Below are 14,956 nucleotides of genomic sequence, written 5' to 3' on the forward strand. Positions count from 1 at the left end.
TGTGTCGCTGACACAAACGTTGATGGTAAGGAGTTCATAGTGAAAAAGTTGTTGTGTGCCGCAGGTCTGGGTCTTGCTTTAGCGGTTTCCGCTGGCGTTCAGGCTGCTGACAAAATTGCAGTGGTAAACGTGTCCAGCATTTTCCAACAGTTACCGCAACGTGCGACCGTTGCTAAACAGCTGGAGAGCGAGTTCCAGGGCCGAGCGAACGACCTGCAGAGCCAGGAGCGCGATCTGCAGACCAAAATGCAGAAACTGCAGCGTGATGGTTCCACCATGAAGGCCAGCGAACGCAGCCGCATGGAAAAAGACATCATGGCGCAGCGTGAAGCGTTTTCCTCTAAAGCACAGGCTTTCGATCAGGATAACCGCCGTCGTCAGACCGAAGAGCGCAACAAACTGCTGAGCCGCATCCAGGATGCTGTGAAGAAAGTTGCTGACAGCGAAGGTTATGACGTGGTAATTGACGCCAACGCGGTGGCTTACGCGTCTAACGCGAAAGACATTACTGCTGACGTGCTGAAACAGGTTAAATAATCGATGTCATCAATTCGACTGGCTGATTTAGCCCAGCAGTTGGATGCAGAATTGCACGGAGATGGCGATATCGCCATCTCCGGCATTGCTTCTATGCAATCCGCCACCCCTGGTCAAATCACTTTTCTTGCCAACAGCCGCTACCGCGAGCAGCTCGCAAACGTTCAGGCTTCAGCCGTGGTGCTGACGGAAGCGGATCTGGAGTGGTGTAAAACCGCCGCGCTGGTGGTGAAAAATCCTTACCTGACCTATGCCCGCATGGCACAACTACTGGACACCACGCCGCAGCCCGCGCAAAATATCGCGCCCAGTGCGGTTATCGATGCGACGGCGAAGCTTGGCAACAACGTGTCTGTTGGCGCCAATGCGGTGATCGAATCCGGCGTTGAGCTGGGTGATAACGTGGTGATTGGCGCAGGCTGCTTCGTTGGGAAGCACACGCGCATTGGTCGCGGCTCACGCCTGTGGGCCAATGTGACCATTTATCATGAGATCCAGATTGGTCAGGATTGTCTGATTCAGTCCGGCACCGTCATTGGTGCAGATGGTTTCGGGTATGCTAACGATCGCGGCAACTGGGTAAAGATTCCTCAGCTGGGCACGGTAGTGATTGGCGATCGGGTGGAAATTGGCGCCTGTACGACAATCGATCGCGGTGCACTTGATAACACTCTGATCGGCAATGGTGTTATCATTGACAACCAGTGTCAGATTGCCCACAACGTCGTGATTGGTGACAACACCGCGGTTGCGGGTGGTGTGATCATGGCGGGTAGCCTGAAGATTGGACGTTACTGTATGATTGGCGGTGCCAGCGTCATTAACGGCCATATGGAAATCTGTGACAAAGTGACCGTAACCGGCATGGGCATGGTAATGCGCCCCATCACAGAGCCTGGGGTATACTCATCGGGTATCCCGCTGCAACCCAACAAAACCTGGCGTAAAACGGCAGCGCTGGTGATGAACATCGATGACATGAGCAAACGCTTGAAAGCCATCGAACGCAAGGTCGGCAAAGACGACTAAGCACACACCACGTTACCCGCTTTCATAAAAAAGCAGCATACCTCTCTGCGCTGCCGGCCATGCCGGTAAAGAGCAGCAGGTATCAAAGGTAAGTGAAACGCCACTGAACTGATTTGCGGCCTGCGAATGATCATTTGATCGGTGCAGGCCGTGTTATTGTTGCCATCAGATTTTTTAGGACAGGAAGAGTATTTTGACAACTGAAACGCATACTCTGAAAATTGAAGAGATTTTAGAACTGCTGCCGCACCGCTATCCGTTTTTGCTGGTTGATCGCGTGCTGGAATTTGAAGAGCACAAATATCTGCGTGCGGTGAAGAACGTTTCTGTTAATGAACCGTTTTTCCAGGGGCATTTCCCTGGTAAACCGATTTTCCCAGGCGTTCTGATTCTGGAAGCGATGGCGCAGGCAACCGGTATTCTGGCGTTCAAAAGCGTCGGCAAACTGGAGCCGGGTGAGCTCTACTACTTTGCCGGTATCGACGAAGCGCGCTTCAAGCGTCCCGTTGTACCAGGCGATCAGATGATCATGGAAGTGACCTTTGAGAAAACCCGTCGCGGACTGACGCGTTTCAAAGGTGTTGCGACCGTTGACGGCAAAATTGTCTGTGAAGCGACCATGATGTGTGCCCGTAGCCGGGAGGCATAATTAGTGATTGATTCAACCGCCATTATTCATCCGACGTCCATCATCGAAGACGGTGCCGTTATTGGTGCCAATGTTCATATCGGCCCGTTCTGCATTGTCGGCGCTAACGTGGAGATTGGTGAAGGGACGGTGCTCAAATCACACGTTGTGGTGAATGGCCACACGCGTATTGGCAAAGATAATCAGATTTATCAGTTCGTCTCGATTGGCGAAGTGAATCAGGATCTGAAATACGCCGGTGAACCTACCCGCGTGGAAGTGGGCGACCGCAACCGCATCCGTGAAAGCGTCACCATCCACCGCGGCACCACGCAGGGCGGTAACCTGACGAAAGTCGGCAGCGACAACCTCCTGATGGTAAACGCACACGTGGCGCATGACTGCGTGATCGGCAATCGCTGTATTCTGGCGAACAACGCGACGTTGGGTGGCCACGTCACCCTTGATGATTTTGCCATCATAGGCGGGATGACGGCGGTGCATCAGTGGTGCACCATTGGTGCCCACGTGATGGTTGGCGGTTGTTCCGGCGTGGCGCAGGACGTTCCGCCGTATGTGATTGCCCAGGGCAACCATGCCACGCCGTTTGGTGTGAACATCGAAGGCCTGAAGCGCCGCGGTTTCAGCAAAGAGGCGCTGCACGCGATTCGTAACGCCTACAAACTGCTGTACCGCAGCGGCAAAACGCTGGATGAAGTGAAGCCGGAGATCGAAGCGCTGGCGCAGGAACACAGCGAAGTGCAGCCTTTCTACGACTTCTTTGCCCGTTCTACCCGTGGATTGATTCGATAATTCATGTCAGCGCGTCCCTTAACGTTTGCCCTGGTCGCCGGAGAAACCTCCGGCGATATTCTTGGTGCCGGTCTCATTCGGGCGCTGAAAGCGCGTCATCCGGATGCCCGCTTTGTTGGCGTGGCCGGCCCGCTGATGCAGGCGGAAGGCTGCGAAGCCTGGTATGAAATGGAAGAGCTGGCGGTGATGGGCATTGTTGAGGTGCTCGGACGTCTGCGGCGCTTACTGCATATCCGCAAAACTTTAACCCGGCGTTTCATCGCGCTGCAGCCGGACGTGTTTGTCGGTATTGACGCGCCCGACTTCAATATCACGCTTGAGGGCAACCTTAAGCGGGCGGGAATTCGTACCGTGCACTATGTCAGTCCTTCAGTGTGGGCCTGGCGTCAGAAGCGCGTGTTTAAAATCGGCCGCAACACGAACATGGTGCTGGCGTTTCTGCCGTTTGAAAAAGCCTTTTACGATCGCTTCAATGTGCCGTGCCGCTTTATCGGTCATACCATGGCGGATGCGATGCCGCTGCAGCCTGATAAACCGGCGGCGCGCCGGGAATTAGGCATTGCCGATGACGCCCTCTGTCTCGGCCTGCTGCCCGGCAGCCGCGGTGCCGAAGTGGAGATGCTCAGCGCGGACTTTCTGCGCGCCGCGCAGCTGCTGCGTCAGCGCTATCCGGCGCTGGAGATAGTGGTGCCGCTGGTCAATCCCCGCCGTCGCGCGCAGTTTGAACAAATCAAAGCGGAGGTGGCCCCGGAGTTGCCGATGCATCTGCTGGATGGCAAAGGCCGCCAGGCGATGATTGCCAGCGACGCGGCGATTCTGGCATCGGGTACCGCCGCGCTGGAGTGCATGCTGGCAAAATGTCCGATGGTGGTCGGCTATCGCATGAAGCCCTTTACTTTCTGGCTGGCGAAGCGTCTGGTCAAAACGCCGTATGTTTCGCTGCCTAATCTGCTGGCCGGGCGCGAACTGGTGCCCGAGCTGTTGCAGGAGGCATGCCAGCCGCAGGCGCTGGCAGCGGCACTGGAGCCGTTGCTGCATGCGGGTCCGGCGCGCGAGGCGCTACTGAATACCTTTACTGAACTGCACCAGCAGATCCGCTGGAATGCCGATGAGCAGGCCGCGGATGCGGTGCTGGAGATCGCCCATGGCTGAGTTTATCTACCCCGAAGCCCGCCTGATTGCCGGCGTGGACGAAGTCGGACGCGGCCCGTTAGTCGGGGCGGTGGTCACGGCGGCGGTGATTCTCGATCCGGCTCAACCGATTGCCGGTCTGGCGGATTCTAAAAAGCTGTCGGAAAAGCGCCGCCTGGCGCTGTATGACGAAATCAAAGAGAAAGCGCTGGCCTGGAGTCTGGGCCGCGCCGAGCCGGAAGAGATCGACCGGCTGAATATTCTGCACGCGACAATGCTGGCGATGCAGCGCGCGGTGGCCGGATTAGCCATCGTGCCGGATTTTGTCCTGATTGATGGCAATCGCTGTCCGGCCCTGCCGATGCCGTCCCGCGCGGTGGTGAAGGGCGATAGCCTGGTGCGTGAAATCAGCGCGGCCTCTATCCTTGCCAAAGTGACGCGCGACCGCGAAATGGCAGAGCTGGATCTGCTGTTCCCGGCCTACGGCTTTGCGCAGCACAAAGGCTATCCGACAGCGCTGCACATGGAAAAACTGTCCCTGCTGGGGGCCACTCCTCATCACCGCCGCAGCTTTGCGCCGGTGCGTAATGCCCTGATTGATGCTGACGTGCTGACGGCACAACAGATAACGACGCTTTAATAGCCTGACGCTGTTTTAACCGGAAACTGATATGGCTGAACCCCGTTTTATACATCTGCGCGTGCATAGCGACTATTCCATGGTGGATGGCCTGGCGAAAACCGGGCCGCTGGTGAAAAAGGCCGCGGCGCTGGGCATGCCCGCGCTCGCCATCACCGACTACACCAACCTGTGCGGGCTGGTGCGCTTTTACGGCAGCGCGCACAGCGCCGGCATTAAGCCAATTATTGGCGCCGATTTCCAGGTGGCCAGCGAGCTGATGGGCGATGAGCTGACGCAGCTGACCGTGCTGGCGGCCAATAACACCGGCTATCAGAACCTGACGCTGCTGATTTCGCGCGCCTATCAGCGCGGTTACGGCATCGCCGGGCCGATCATCGATCGTGACTGGCTGATCGAGCTGGGTGAAGGCCTGATTTTGCTGTCAGGCGGCCGGCGCGGCGATGTCGGCCGCAGCCTGCTGCGCGGCAACAGCGCCCTGGTGGCGCAGTGCTTAAGCTTCTACCAGCAGCATTTTCCGCAGCGCTATTACCTTGAGCTGATACGCACCGGGCGCCCTGACGAAGAGGCCTATCTGCATGCGGCGGTTGAACTGGCAATTGCGGAAGGCGTGCCGGTGGTAGCGACCAACGAAGTCTGCTTCCTGAATGCAGAAGATTTTGACGCGCACGAAATCCGCGTTGCCATCCATGACGGCTATACGCTCGACGACCCGAAACGGCCGCGCAACTACAGTCCTCAGCAATATATGCGCAGCGAAGAGGAGATGTGCGAGCTGTTTTCGGACATCCCGGAAGCGCTGGAAAACAGCGTAGAGATTGCTAAGCGTTGTAACGTCACGGTGCGCCTTGGCGAATACTTCCTGCCGCAGTTCCCCACCGGCGATATGAGCACCGAAGACTTCCTGGTGATGAAATCACGTGAAGGGCTGGAGGAGCGTCTGGCCTTTCTGTTCCCGGATGAAGCGGAGCGCGCGCAGAAGCGACCGGCCTATGACGAGCGTCTGGAGGTCGAGCTTAACGTCATCAACCAGATGGGGTTCCCGGGCTACTTCCTGATCGTGATGGAGTTTATTCAGTGGTCGAAGGATAACGGTATTCCGGTCGGTCCGGGCCGTGGTTCCGGTGCCGGTTCGCTGGTGGCCTATGCGCTGAAAATCACCGATCTTGACCCGCTGGAGTTTGACCTGCTGTTCGAACGTTTCCTGAACCCGGAACGCGTCTCGATGCCTGACTTCGACGTCGATTTCTGCATGGAAAAACGCGACCAGGTGATCGATCACGTGGCCGAGATGTACGGGCGTGACGCGGTGTCGCAAATCATCACCTTCGGCACCATGGCGGCAAAAGCGGTCATCCGCGACGTGGGCCGCGTGCTTGGCCACCCGTACGGATTTGTCGATCGCATCTCCAAGCTGATCCCACCCGATCCGGGGATGACGCTGGAAAAAGCCTTCCAGGCTGAGCCACAGCTGCCGGAGATTTATGAGGCGGACGAAGAGGTTAAAGCGCTGATCGACATGGCGCGCAAGCTGGAAGGGGTAACGCGTAACGCCGGCAAACACGCCGGGGGCGTGGTGATCGCGCCGACCAAAATTACCGATTTTGCGCCGCTGTACTGCGACGAAAATGGCCAGTTCCCGGTGACGCAGTTCGACAAGAATGACGTGGAATATGCCGGGCTGGTGAAGTTTGACTTCCTTGGACTGCGCACGCTCACCATCATCGACTGGGCGCTGAAGATGATCAACCCGCGGCGCGAAAAGCAGGGGCTGCCGCCGATCGATATCGCCGCTATCCCGCTTGACGATAAAAAAAGCTTCGACATGCTGCAGCGTTCGGAAACCACCGCGGTGTTCCAGCTGGAATCGCGCGGTATGAAGGATCTGATCAAACGCCTGAAGCCGGACTGCTTTGAGGACATGATCGCTCTGGTGGCGCTGTTCCGGCCCGGCCCGCTGCAGTCAGGTATGGTGGATAACTTTATCGACCGTAAACACGGGCGGGAGGAGATCTCCTATCCGGATATTCAGTGGCAGCATGAAAGCCTGAAACCGGTACTGGAACCTACCTACGGCATCATTCTGTATCAGGAACAGGTGATGCAGATTGCGCAGGTGCTCTCCGGCTATACGCTGGGTGGCGCAGACATGCTGCGCCGCGCCATGGGGAAAAAGAAGCCGGAAGAGATGGCCAAGCAGCGTTCCGTGTTCCAGGAAGGCGCCGAACGCATGGGCATCGACGGCGAGCTGTCGATGAAAATCTTCGACCTGGTGGAGAAGTTCGCGGGCTACGGCTTTAACAAATCACACTCTGCGGCGTATGCGCTGGTTTCCTATCAGACGCTGTGGCTGAAAGCGCACTATCCGGCAGAGTTCATGGCCGCGGTGATGACTGCGGATATGGATAACACCGAGAAAGTGGTCGGGCTGGTGGACGAGTGCTGGCGCATGGGCCTGAAAGTGCTGCCGCCGGACATCAATTCCGGGCTCTATCCGTTCCACGTCAATGACGACGGCGAGATTGTCTATGGCATCGGCGCCATCAAAGGCGTGGGCGAAGGGCCGATTGAGGCCATTCTCGAAGCGCGTAATCAGGGCGGCTACTTTAAAGAGCTGTTTGATCTCTGCGCCCGGACCGACACCAAAAAGATCAACCGTCGCGTGATGGAAAAGCTGATCATGTCGGGGGCATTCGATCGGCTGGGGCCGCATCGTGCCGCGCTAATGAGCGCGCTGGGTGATGCGCTGAAGGCCGCCGATCAGCACGCCAAAGCCGAAGCCACAGGCCAGGCCGATATGTTCGGCGTGCTGGCGGAAGAGCCGGAGCAGGTTGAGCAATCCTACGCGGCGATTACGCCGTGGCCGGAGCAGGTGCAGCTGGACGGCGAGCGCGAAACGCTGGGGCTCTACCTCACCGGCCATCCCATCAACCAGTATCTGAAAGAAATTGAGCGCTACGTGGGCGGCATGCGCCTCAAGGACATGCACCCGACAGAACGTGGTAAAGTAACCGTCGCTGCGGGGCTGGTGATTGCCGCCCGCGTGATGGTCACGAAGCGCGGCAACCGAATTGGTATCTGTACTCTGGACGATCGCTCTGGTCGCCTGGAGGTGATGTTATTTACCGATGCGTTAGATAAATACCAGCAGTTGCTGGAGAAAGACCGTATCCTGATCGTCAGTGGACAGGTCAGCTTTGATGACTTTAGCGGCGGCCTTAAAATGACCGCCAGAGAAGTCATGGACATCGACGAAGCGCGGGAAAAATACGCGCGCGGACTTGCTATCTCGCTGACGGACAGGCAAATTGATGACCAGCTTTTAAACCGTCTCCGCCAGTCGCTGGAGCCTCATCGCTCCGGGACAATTCCGGTGCATCTCTATTATCAGAGAGCAGATGCGCGGGCGAAGCTGCGCTTTGGTGCAGCGTGGCGTATTTCGCCGTGCGATCGTTTACTTAACGATTTGCGGTCGTTAGTAGGGTCGGAGCAGGTGGAACTGGAGTTTGACTAAAACAGGAACATTATGAGTCTTAATTACCTGGATTTTGAACAGCCAATCGCAGAACTGGAAGCGAAGATCGATTCGCTGAAATCGATTGGTCGTTCGGATGAGAAACACGATATTAATCTGGATGAAGAAGTGCAGCGCCTGCGCGAAAAAAGCGTCGAGCTGACCCGTAAAATCTTCGCCGATTTAGGCGCATGGCAGGTCGCGCAGCTGGCGCGTCATCCTCTGCGTCCTTATACGCTGGATTATATCCGCAACGCGTTTGATGATTTCGATGAGCTGGCGGGCGATCGTGCCTACGCTGACGACAAAGCCATTGTGGGCGGTATTGCGCGTCTGGACGGCCGTCCGGTGATGGTGATTGGCCATCAGAAAGGGCGTGAAACCAAAGAGAAAATTCGCCGTAACTTCGGTATGCCGGCACCAGAAGGCTATCGTAAAGCGCTGCGCCTGATGGAGATGGCGGAACGCTTTAAAATGCCACTGATCACCTTCATCGACACGCCGGGCGCCTATCCGGGCGTGGGCGCGGAAGAGCGCGGTCAGTCTGAAGCCATCGCGCGCAACCTGCGTGAAATGTCGGGCCTGAAAATTCCGGTCATCTGCACCGTAATCGGTGAAGGTGGCTCCGGTGGTGCGCTGGCAATTGGCGTCGGCGATAAAGTGAATATGCTGCAGTACAGCACCTATTCCGTTATCTCCCCGGAAGGCTGTGCTTCTATTCTGTGGAAAAGCGCCGATAAGGCGCCGCTGGCAGCCGAAGCGATGGGGATCACCGCCGATCGTCTTAAAGAGCTGAAGCTGATCGATTCCATTATTCCGGAACCGCTGGGTGGGGCGCACCGTCACCCGGTAGAGATGGCGGCCGCGCTGAAGCAGCAGCTGCTGGCCGATCTGGCCGATCTCGACGTTCTGAGCACCGAAGAGCTGCTTAACCGTCGCTATCAGCGCCTGATGAGCTACGGCTACGCGTAAGTCACGCCAGCCTGAAAGCAGCAAAAAAGCGGACCCCGGTCCGCTTTTTTTATGGGTTTTTGCTGCGTGTTAAGGCCGGCCAGCCGGCCCATGCCGGGCGAAAATAGGTAACCTGATGTCTCTGTCATTGCGGTGACTTTCCCTGGCGTCATCGGTTTTCGCGGTGTGCTTATTCGCGCGTGGCGCAGAGAGGACGCTATTCCGGATTCTTCACCGGCCACATTTCGCTATCCTTATTCATTGCCATAACACCACAGGAGGTGAGCATTGAATATTATTGCGATCATGGGACCGCACGGCGCGTTCTACAAAGATGAACCGATTCGCGAACTGGATGCCGCCCTCCGGCTGCAGGGATTTCAGACGGTCTACCCCCATAACGCCAGCGATCTGCTGAAGCTGATCGAGCATAATCCGCGCATCTGTGGCGTAGTATTTGACTGGGATGACTACAGCCTCGCGCTATGCCGCGACATCAACCAGCTCAACGAGTCGCTGCCGCTGTATGCCTTTATCAACACCCATTCGCAGATGGATGTCAGCATCAATGAAATGCGCATGGCGCTGCAGTTCTTTGAATACGCGCTGAGCGCGGCGGATGACATTGCCCTGCATATCCGGCAATACACGGATGAGTACATTGATAAAATCATGCCGCCGCTGACCAAAGCGTTGTTTACCTATGTTAAAGAGGGAAAATACACTTTCTGTACGCCAGGGCACATGGGCGGTACGGCGTTTCAGAAAAGCCCGGTAGGCAGCCTGTTTTATGATTTCTTTGGCGCAAACACCCTCAAAGCCGATGTGTCTATCTCGGTGACTGAACTCGGTTCGCTGCTGGACCACACCGGCCCGCACCTGGAAGCAGAAGAGTATGTGGCGCGCACCTTCGGTGCCGAACAGAGCTATATGGTCACCAATGGCACCTCGACCTCCAACAAAATTGTCGGCATGTACGCCGCGCCGTCGGGTAGCACCGTCCTGATTGATCGTAACTGCCACAAGTCGCTGACCCATCTGCTGATGATGAGCGATATCATTCCAGTCTGGCTCAAACCGACCCGCAATGCGCTGGGGATTCTCGGGGGGATTCCGCAGCGTGAATTTACCCGTGACAGCATTCAGCAAAAAGTGGATGCCACGCCGCGGGCCAGCTGGCCGGTGCATGCGGTGATCACCAATTCCACCTATGACGGACTGCTCTACAACACGCAGTACATCAAGCAGACGCTGGACGTGCCGTCGATCCACTTTGATTCGGCCTGGGTGCCCTATACCAATTTTCATCCCATCTACGCCGGCAAAAGCGGCATGAGCGGGGAGCGTATTCCCGGCAAGGTGATCTACGAAACGCAGTCAACGCACAAGCTGCTGGCGGCCTTTTCCCAGGCATCTCTGATTCACATTAAAGGTGACTACGACCACGATACCTTTAACGAAGCCTATATGATGCACACCACCACTTCGCCGAGTTACGCCATTGTTTCCTCTATTGAAACCGCGGCGGCCATGCTGCGTGGCAATCCGGGGAAACGGCTGATAAACCGATCGGTAGAGCGCGCGCTGCATTTCCGTCGGGAGATCCAGCGGCTGCGCGAAGAGTCTGACGGCTGGTTCTTTGATATCTGGCAGCCGGAGCACGTGGAGGAGGCGGCATGCTGGCCGATCCAGCCGGGCGATGAAGCGTGGCACGGCTTTACGCAGGCCGATCGCGATCACATGTACCTGGATCCGATCAAAGTCACCATTCTGACGCCGGGCATGAGTGAGCTGGGACAGATGGCGGAAGAGGGGATCCCGGCGGCGCTGGTGGCGAAGTTTCTCGATCAGCGCGGCATCGTGGTGGAGAAAACCGGGCCATACAATTTGCTGTTCCTGTTCAGCATTGGCATCGATAAAACCCGGGCAATGAGCGTGCTGCGCGGGCTGACCGAGTTTAAACGCGCTTACGATCTCAATCTGCGGGTGAAGAATATGCTGCCGGATCTCTATGCCGAAGATCCTGACTTCTACCGTAATATGCGTATTCAGACGCTGGCGCAGGGCATTCATCAGCTGATCCTGCAACATGATCTGCCTCGTCTGATGCTGAAGGCGTTTGATGTGCTGCCGGAGATGAAAATGACGCCGCACCAGGCGTTTCAGCGTCAGGTGCAGGGGCAGGTAGAAACGGTGGACATTCGCGAGCTGGTGGGACGCATTTCCGCCAACATGATTCTGCCCTATCCGCCGGGCGTGCCTCTGGTGATGCCGGGCGAGATGATCACCGGGCAGAGCCGCGCGGTGCTGGATTTCCTGCTGATGCTCTGCACCATCGGGCGACACTATCCCGGCTTTGAAACCGACATTCACGGCGCGACGCTGACCGAAGACGGACGTTATCTGGTGCGGGTGCTGCGGGAAGATCAGGATGTGTGACTTCAGATAATTGCCTCTTTTCAGTCTGGCATCAGCCACGTAGGCTAAGCGGCTCAGAAGACTACCGGAGCCGCTATGCTGCAGATTAAACAGATCCATCACATCGCCATCATCGCCACCGATTATGCACGCAGTAAAGCGTTCTACTGTGACGTGCTGGGCTTTGAGTTGCTGGGCGAGTACTACCGCGCGGAGCGTGACTCGTGGAAGGGCGATCTTGGCCTGAACGGCGTGTACACCATCGAGCTGTTTTCCTTTCCCTCACCGCCGCCGCGCGTCAGCGGACCGGAAGCCTGTGGCCTGCGTCACCTGGCGTTCTGCGTGGAAGATGTGGCGCAGTCGGTGGCTGCACTGGCGGAAAAAGGCGTTGTCTGTGAACCCATCCGTATTGATGCCCTGACCGGCAAAGCCTGCACCTTCTTCCCCGATCCGGACGGTTTGCCGCTGGAGCTGTATCAGGCGTAAAATAACGCCCGCTGTGGGCCGCAATCAGGCGGCCCGCTCTGACGGAACCTGTGCATGGCCTTTTCCCCTCTTGCGACCGCACTGCAACCGGATGCCTGCTATGTGCTGGCATTCAGCGGCGGGCTGGATTCAACCGTGCTGCTGCATCAGCTGGTGTGCTGGCGACAGCAGCAGCCGCAGCTGCGTCTGCGTGCGCTGCACGTGCATCACGGTCTGAGCCCGAATGCCGACCGCTGGGCGCAGCACTGCCGGCACCTGTGTCAGCAGTGGCAGGTACCCTGTGAAATTCTGCATGTGCAGGTGGATGGGCGCGACAGCGGTATTGAAGCGGCCGCGCGCGCGGCGCGCTATCAGGCCCTGTTTGCCGCGCTGCAACCAGACGAACAGCTGCTGACCGCGCAGCATCAGGACGATCAGTGCGAAACGCTGCTGCTGGCGCTGAAACGCGGCAGCGGCCCGGCCGGACTGGCAGCGATGCCCGCCCGGCGGCAGGTGGGGGCGCACCCGCATCTGCGGCCGCTGCTGGCCATAAACCGCCTGCAGCTGGAACAGTACGCCGCAGAGCATCAGCTGGACTGGATTGAAGACGAGAGCAATGCCGACAGCCGTTACGATCGCAACTTTCTGCGACAGCAGGTGCTGCCGCTGCTGCGCGCGCGCTGGCCTCACTTCAGCGCCGCCACCGCGCGCAGCGCCGCGCTGTGTGGTGAGCAGGAGCAATTGCTGAATGAATTGCTGGCTGAGCAGCTGGCACAGCTGACCGATGCACAGGGCGCACTGCATTTTCCGCCGCTGCTGGCGATGAGTGAAATACGACGCCATGCGCTGCTGCGGCGCTGGATCGCCAGCCGGGGCGGCGCGATGCCCTCCCGCGACGCGCTGCAGCGTATAACAGATGAAGTGATGTGCAGTCGCGAGGACGCTCAGCCTTGCCTGCACTTCGGCAGCGCTGTGCTGCGGCGCTACCGTCAGCATCTGTTCTGGCTGCCGGCGCTGCCGTCTCTGCGTCAGGTGACGCTGGCATGGCCGCAGCTCAGCCAGCCGCTGCCGCTGCCGTCAGGCCTGGGCGAACTGCGGGCGCACCCGGCCACCTCCGCGCTGCGCCTGCCCGCCGCGGATGAGCAGGTGACGGTGCGCTTTCACGCGCACGGTTATTATCATCTGGTAGGACGCAACGGCGGCCGGGAGCTAAAAAAAGTGTGGCAGGCGCTTGGTGTGCCGCCATGGCAGCGCGAACGTATTCCGCTGATTTTCTTTAACCAGACGCTGATCGCGGCCCCAGGCTACTTTATCACCCGCGAAGGCGCAGCCAGCGACGACGCGGGCTGGCAGGCGATTTGGTCTTTGCACTCACAGGATAATTCACGATGAAAGTATGGATCGCAGCCGCATTACTGGCGGTTACGGCATCCGCCTGCGCCGACGGCGATGTGGATGCGGGCGCACAGAAAGCGGCCAGTTGTGCGGCCTGTCACGGGGCGCAGGGCAAAAGTGCCGTTCCGCTGTATCCCAGCCTTGCCGGGCAGCATGCTCCCTATCTGTTACAGGCGCTGCAGGCCTACAAAAAAGGCAATCGCAGCGGCGGACAGGCTGAAGTCATGAAAGCGTTTGTGGCCGGATTGAGCGATAAAGATATGGAAGATCTGGCGGCGTACTACGGTTCACTGAAGCCGTAAGCGAGAGGGCGGGAAGGCATTCCCGCCCGGCGTGACATTATTCGTCTTCGCTGACGATAACGGTGCCCAGCTCGGGATGGCTGAAGCTGGCGATGTGGTCGAGACGCAGCTCGCGCGTTTCACCTGAGAGATCCACCGTAAGGTATTCCACGTTTTTACGTGAAACCATATCCACGGCTTTTGCTTTCAGTTGGTCACCATTTTTGAGTTCCAGCGACAGCGTCCAGCGTTTGGTGCAGGCGAGTTCGAGGTTGTCGTAATCATCGCAGTTGATGGGTTTGTAGGCTTCATTCGTCAACATAATCGCTCACCAATAAGTTTGCAGCGGCATACGCTGCTTGTTCCCTGATGGAAGAGTTTAGCGCAGAATTAGCGGCAATATCATTGAGTGCAGTCAGCACGCATCCCAGCGCGTCCGGCACATAACCCAGGTCGCCGCTGCCGATTTCGGCATACTTCTGGCGAACTAACTCACAATACTTTTGCACAGACACCTCCTCAGCAGAGCATAAATACTCTGGTTGATATGCGACTATATCACAGGGTTTTCCGGGAAATCAGCCCGCTGCAAGCAGGAAGACCACAAAGAAAACAGCAAATGCCGCTGCCGGCAGCGATTCTGGCGTTTCCGGCTGCGCACAAAAGGTTAAGTTGATGAACCGCTTTTTTAACGAGATAACGCCGCTGTTAGCGGCAGGTGACAGATGATTGTGCTATCGCGTTCCGTTTCTCTGCCGGACCACGAAGTCGAACTCAGCGCCATTCGCGCCCAGGGAGCGGGCGGCCAGCATGTGAACAAGACTTCCACCGCCATCCATCTGCGTTTTGATATCCGCGCCTCTTCACTGCCGGCGTTTTACAAAGAGCGCCTGCTGGCGACGACGCATCACCTTATCACCGCCGAAGGGATGGTCATTATCAAAGCGCAGGAGTACCGCAGCCAGGAGATGAACCGGGAAGCGGCGCTGCAGCGGCTGGTTAATCTGATTCGGGAACTGACGACGGTAGAGAAAGTGCGGCGCGCCACACGTCCGACGCGGGCGTCGAAAGAGCGGCGGCTGGAGGGCAAATCCCGTCGCAGTAACGTGAAGTCGCTGCGCGGTAAGGTACGCTAAAAAAACGCCTCCGGCTGG

15 protein-coding genes are annotated in these 14,956 nt (G+C 57.8%); 13 read left to right on the forward strand and 2 right to left on the reverse strand.

The features are described from left to right. Positions 1–39: 39 nt before the first annotated feature. From skp to D8B20_RS03735, 12 genes are all read left to right on the forward strand, one after another. Positions 40–537: a molecular chaperone Skp gene (gene skp / locus D8B20_RS03680; protein ID WP_145887226.1), complete on the forward strand. Its 498-nt coding sequence runs from the start codon at positions 40–42 to the stop codon at positions 535–537. A gap of 3 nt (positions 538–540) precedes the next feature. Next, entirely contained in the window at positions 541–1,566 is a 1,026-nt protein-coding gene (gene lpxD / locus D8B20_RS03685) for a UDP-3-O-(3-hydroxymyristoyl)glucosamine N-acyltransferase (RefSeq protein WP_145887228.1), read from the forward strand. A gap of 193 nt (positions 1,567–1,759) precedes the next feature. After that, positions 1,760–2,215 (forward strand): 3-hydroxyacyl-ACP dehydratase FabZ, encoded by a 456-nt coding sequence (fabZ, locus tag D8B20_RS03690; protein ID WP_013507953.1) that lies wholly within the window; start codon positions 1,760–1,762, stop codon positions 2,213–2,215. Between the two features lie 3 nt (positions 2,216–2,218). After that, the gene (gene lpxA, locus D8B20_RS03695; protein WP_145887230.1) at positions 2,219–3,007 is read left to right on the forward strand and encodes an acyl-ACP--UDP-N-acetylglucosamine O-acyltransferase; all 789 of its coding nucleotides are present in this window, start codon (positions 2,219–2,221) and stop codon (positions 3,005–3,007) included. A 3-nt stretch (positions 3,008–3,010) separates the two neighbouring features. Beyond that, the gene (gene lpxB / locus D8B20_RS03700; protein ID WP_145887232.1) at positions 3,011–4,159 is read left to right on the forward strand and encodes a lipid-A-disaccharide synthase; all 1,149 of its coding nucleotides are present in this window, start codon (positions 3,011–3,013) and stop codon (positions 4,157–4,159) included. Then, positions 4,152–4,778, forward strand: coding sequence for a ribonuclease HII (gene rnhB / locus D8B20_RS03705; protein WP_145887234.1), 627 nt, complete (start codon positions 4,152–4,154; stop codon positions 4,776–4,778). The genes lpxB and rnhB overlap by 8 nt, the downstream gene beginning before the upstream one ends. Before the next feature lie 31 nt (positions 4,779–4,809). Further along, positions 4,810–8,292 carry a DNA polymerase III subunit alpha gene (gene dnaE, locus D8B20_RS03710; RefSeq protein WP_145887236.1) on the forward strand — a complete coding sequence of 1,161 codons (3,483 nt, stop codon included), beginning with the start codon at positions 4,810–4,812 and terminating at the stop codon, positions 8,290–8,292. 12 nt (positions 8,293–8,304) lie between these two features. Continuing rightward, positions 8,305–9,264 (forward strand): acetyl-CoA carboxylase carboxyl transferase subunit alpha, encoded by a 960-nt coding sequence (accA, locus tag D8B20_RS03715; protein ID WP_145887238.1) that lies wholly within the window; start codon positions 8,305–8,307, stop codon positions 9,262–9,264. A gap of 267 nt (positions 9,265–9,531) precedes the next feature. Then, positions 9,532–11,682, forward strand: coding sequence for a lysine decarboxylase LdcC (locus D8B20_RS03720; RefSeq protein ID WP_145887240.1), 2,151 nt, complete (start codon positions 9,532–9,534; stop codon positions 11,680–11,682). A 75-nt stretch (positions 11,683–11,757) separates the two neighbouring features. Next, a complete protein-coding gene (locus tag D8B20_RS03725; protein WP_145887243.1) occupies positions 11,758–12,147 on the forward strand; it encodes a VOC family protein in 390 nt (129 codons plus the stop codon). Positions 12,148–12,201: 54 nt separating this feature from the next. Next, positions 12,202–13,518, forward strand: a complete 1,317-nt coding sequence (gene tilS, locus D8B20_RS03730; protein ID WP_145887245.1) for a tRNA lysidine(34) synthetase TilS — start codon at positions 12,202–12,204, stop codon at positions 13,516–13,518. Then, positions 13,515–13,823 (forward strand): c-type cytochrome, encoded by a 309-nt coding sequence (locus D8B20_RS03735; protein WP_145887247.1) that lies wholly within the window; start codon positions 13,515–13,517, stop codon positions 13,821–13,823. Before tilS ends, D8B20_RS03735 begins: the two co-directional genes overlap by 4 nt. 37 nt (positions 13,824–13,860) lie before the next feature. Here D8B20_RS03735 and rof read toward each other — a convergent pair whose 3' ends face one another. Both rof and D8B20_RS03745 read right to left on the reverse strand, forming a co-directional pair. After that, on the reverse strand, positions 13,861–14,124 hold the full coding sequence (gene rof / locus D8B20_RS03740) for a Rho-binding antiterminator (RefSeq protein WP_145887249.1): 264 nt from the start codon (positions 14,122–14,124) through the stop codon (positions 13,861–13,863). Then, positions 14,111–14,311: a YaeP family protein gene (locus D8B20_RS03745; RefSeq protein WP_145887251.1), complete on the reverse strand. Its 201-nt coding sequence runs from the start codon at positions 14,309–14,311 to the stop codon at positions 14,111–14,113. Before D8B20_RS03745 ends, rof begins: the two co-directional genes overlap by 14 nt. Before the next feature lie 216 nt (positions 14,312–14,527). Between D8B20_RS03745 and arfB the strand changes: the two genes are divergently transcribed. After that, positions 14,528–14,938 (forward strand): alternative ribosome rescue aminoacyl-tRNA hydrolase ArfB, encoded by a 411-nt coding sequence (gene arfB / locus D8B20_RS03750; RefSeq protein ID WP_145887253.1) that lies wholly within the window; start codon positions 14,528–14,530, stop codon positions 14,936–14,938. The last annotated feature ends 18 nt before the right edge of the window (positions 14,939–14,956 follow it).

Source organism: Candidatus Pantoea soli (assembly GCF_007833795.1).
Taxonomy (GTDB): domain Bacteria; phylum Pseudomonadota; class Gammaproteobacteria; order Enterobacterales; family Enterobacteriaceae; genus Pantoea; species Pantoea soli.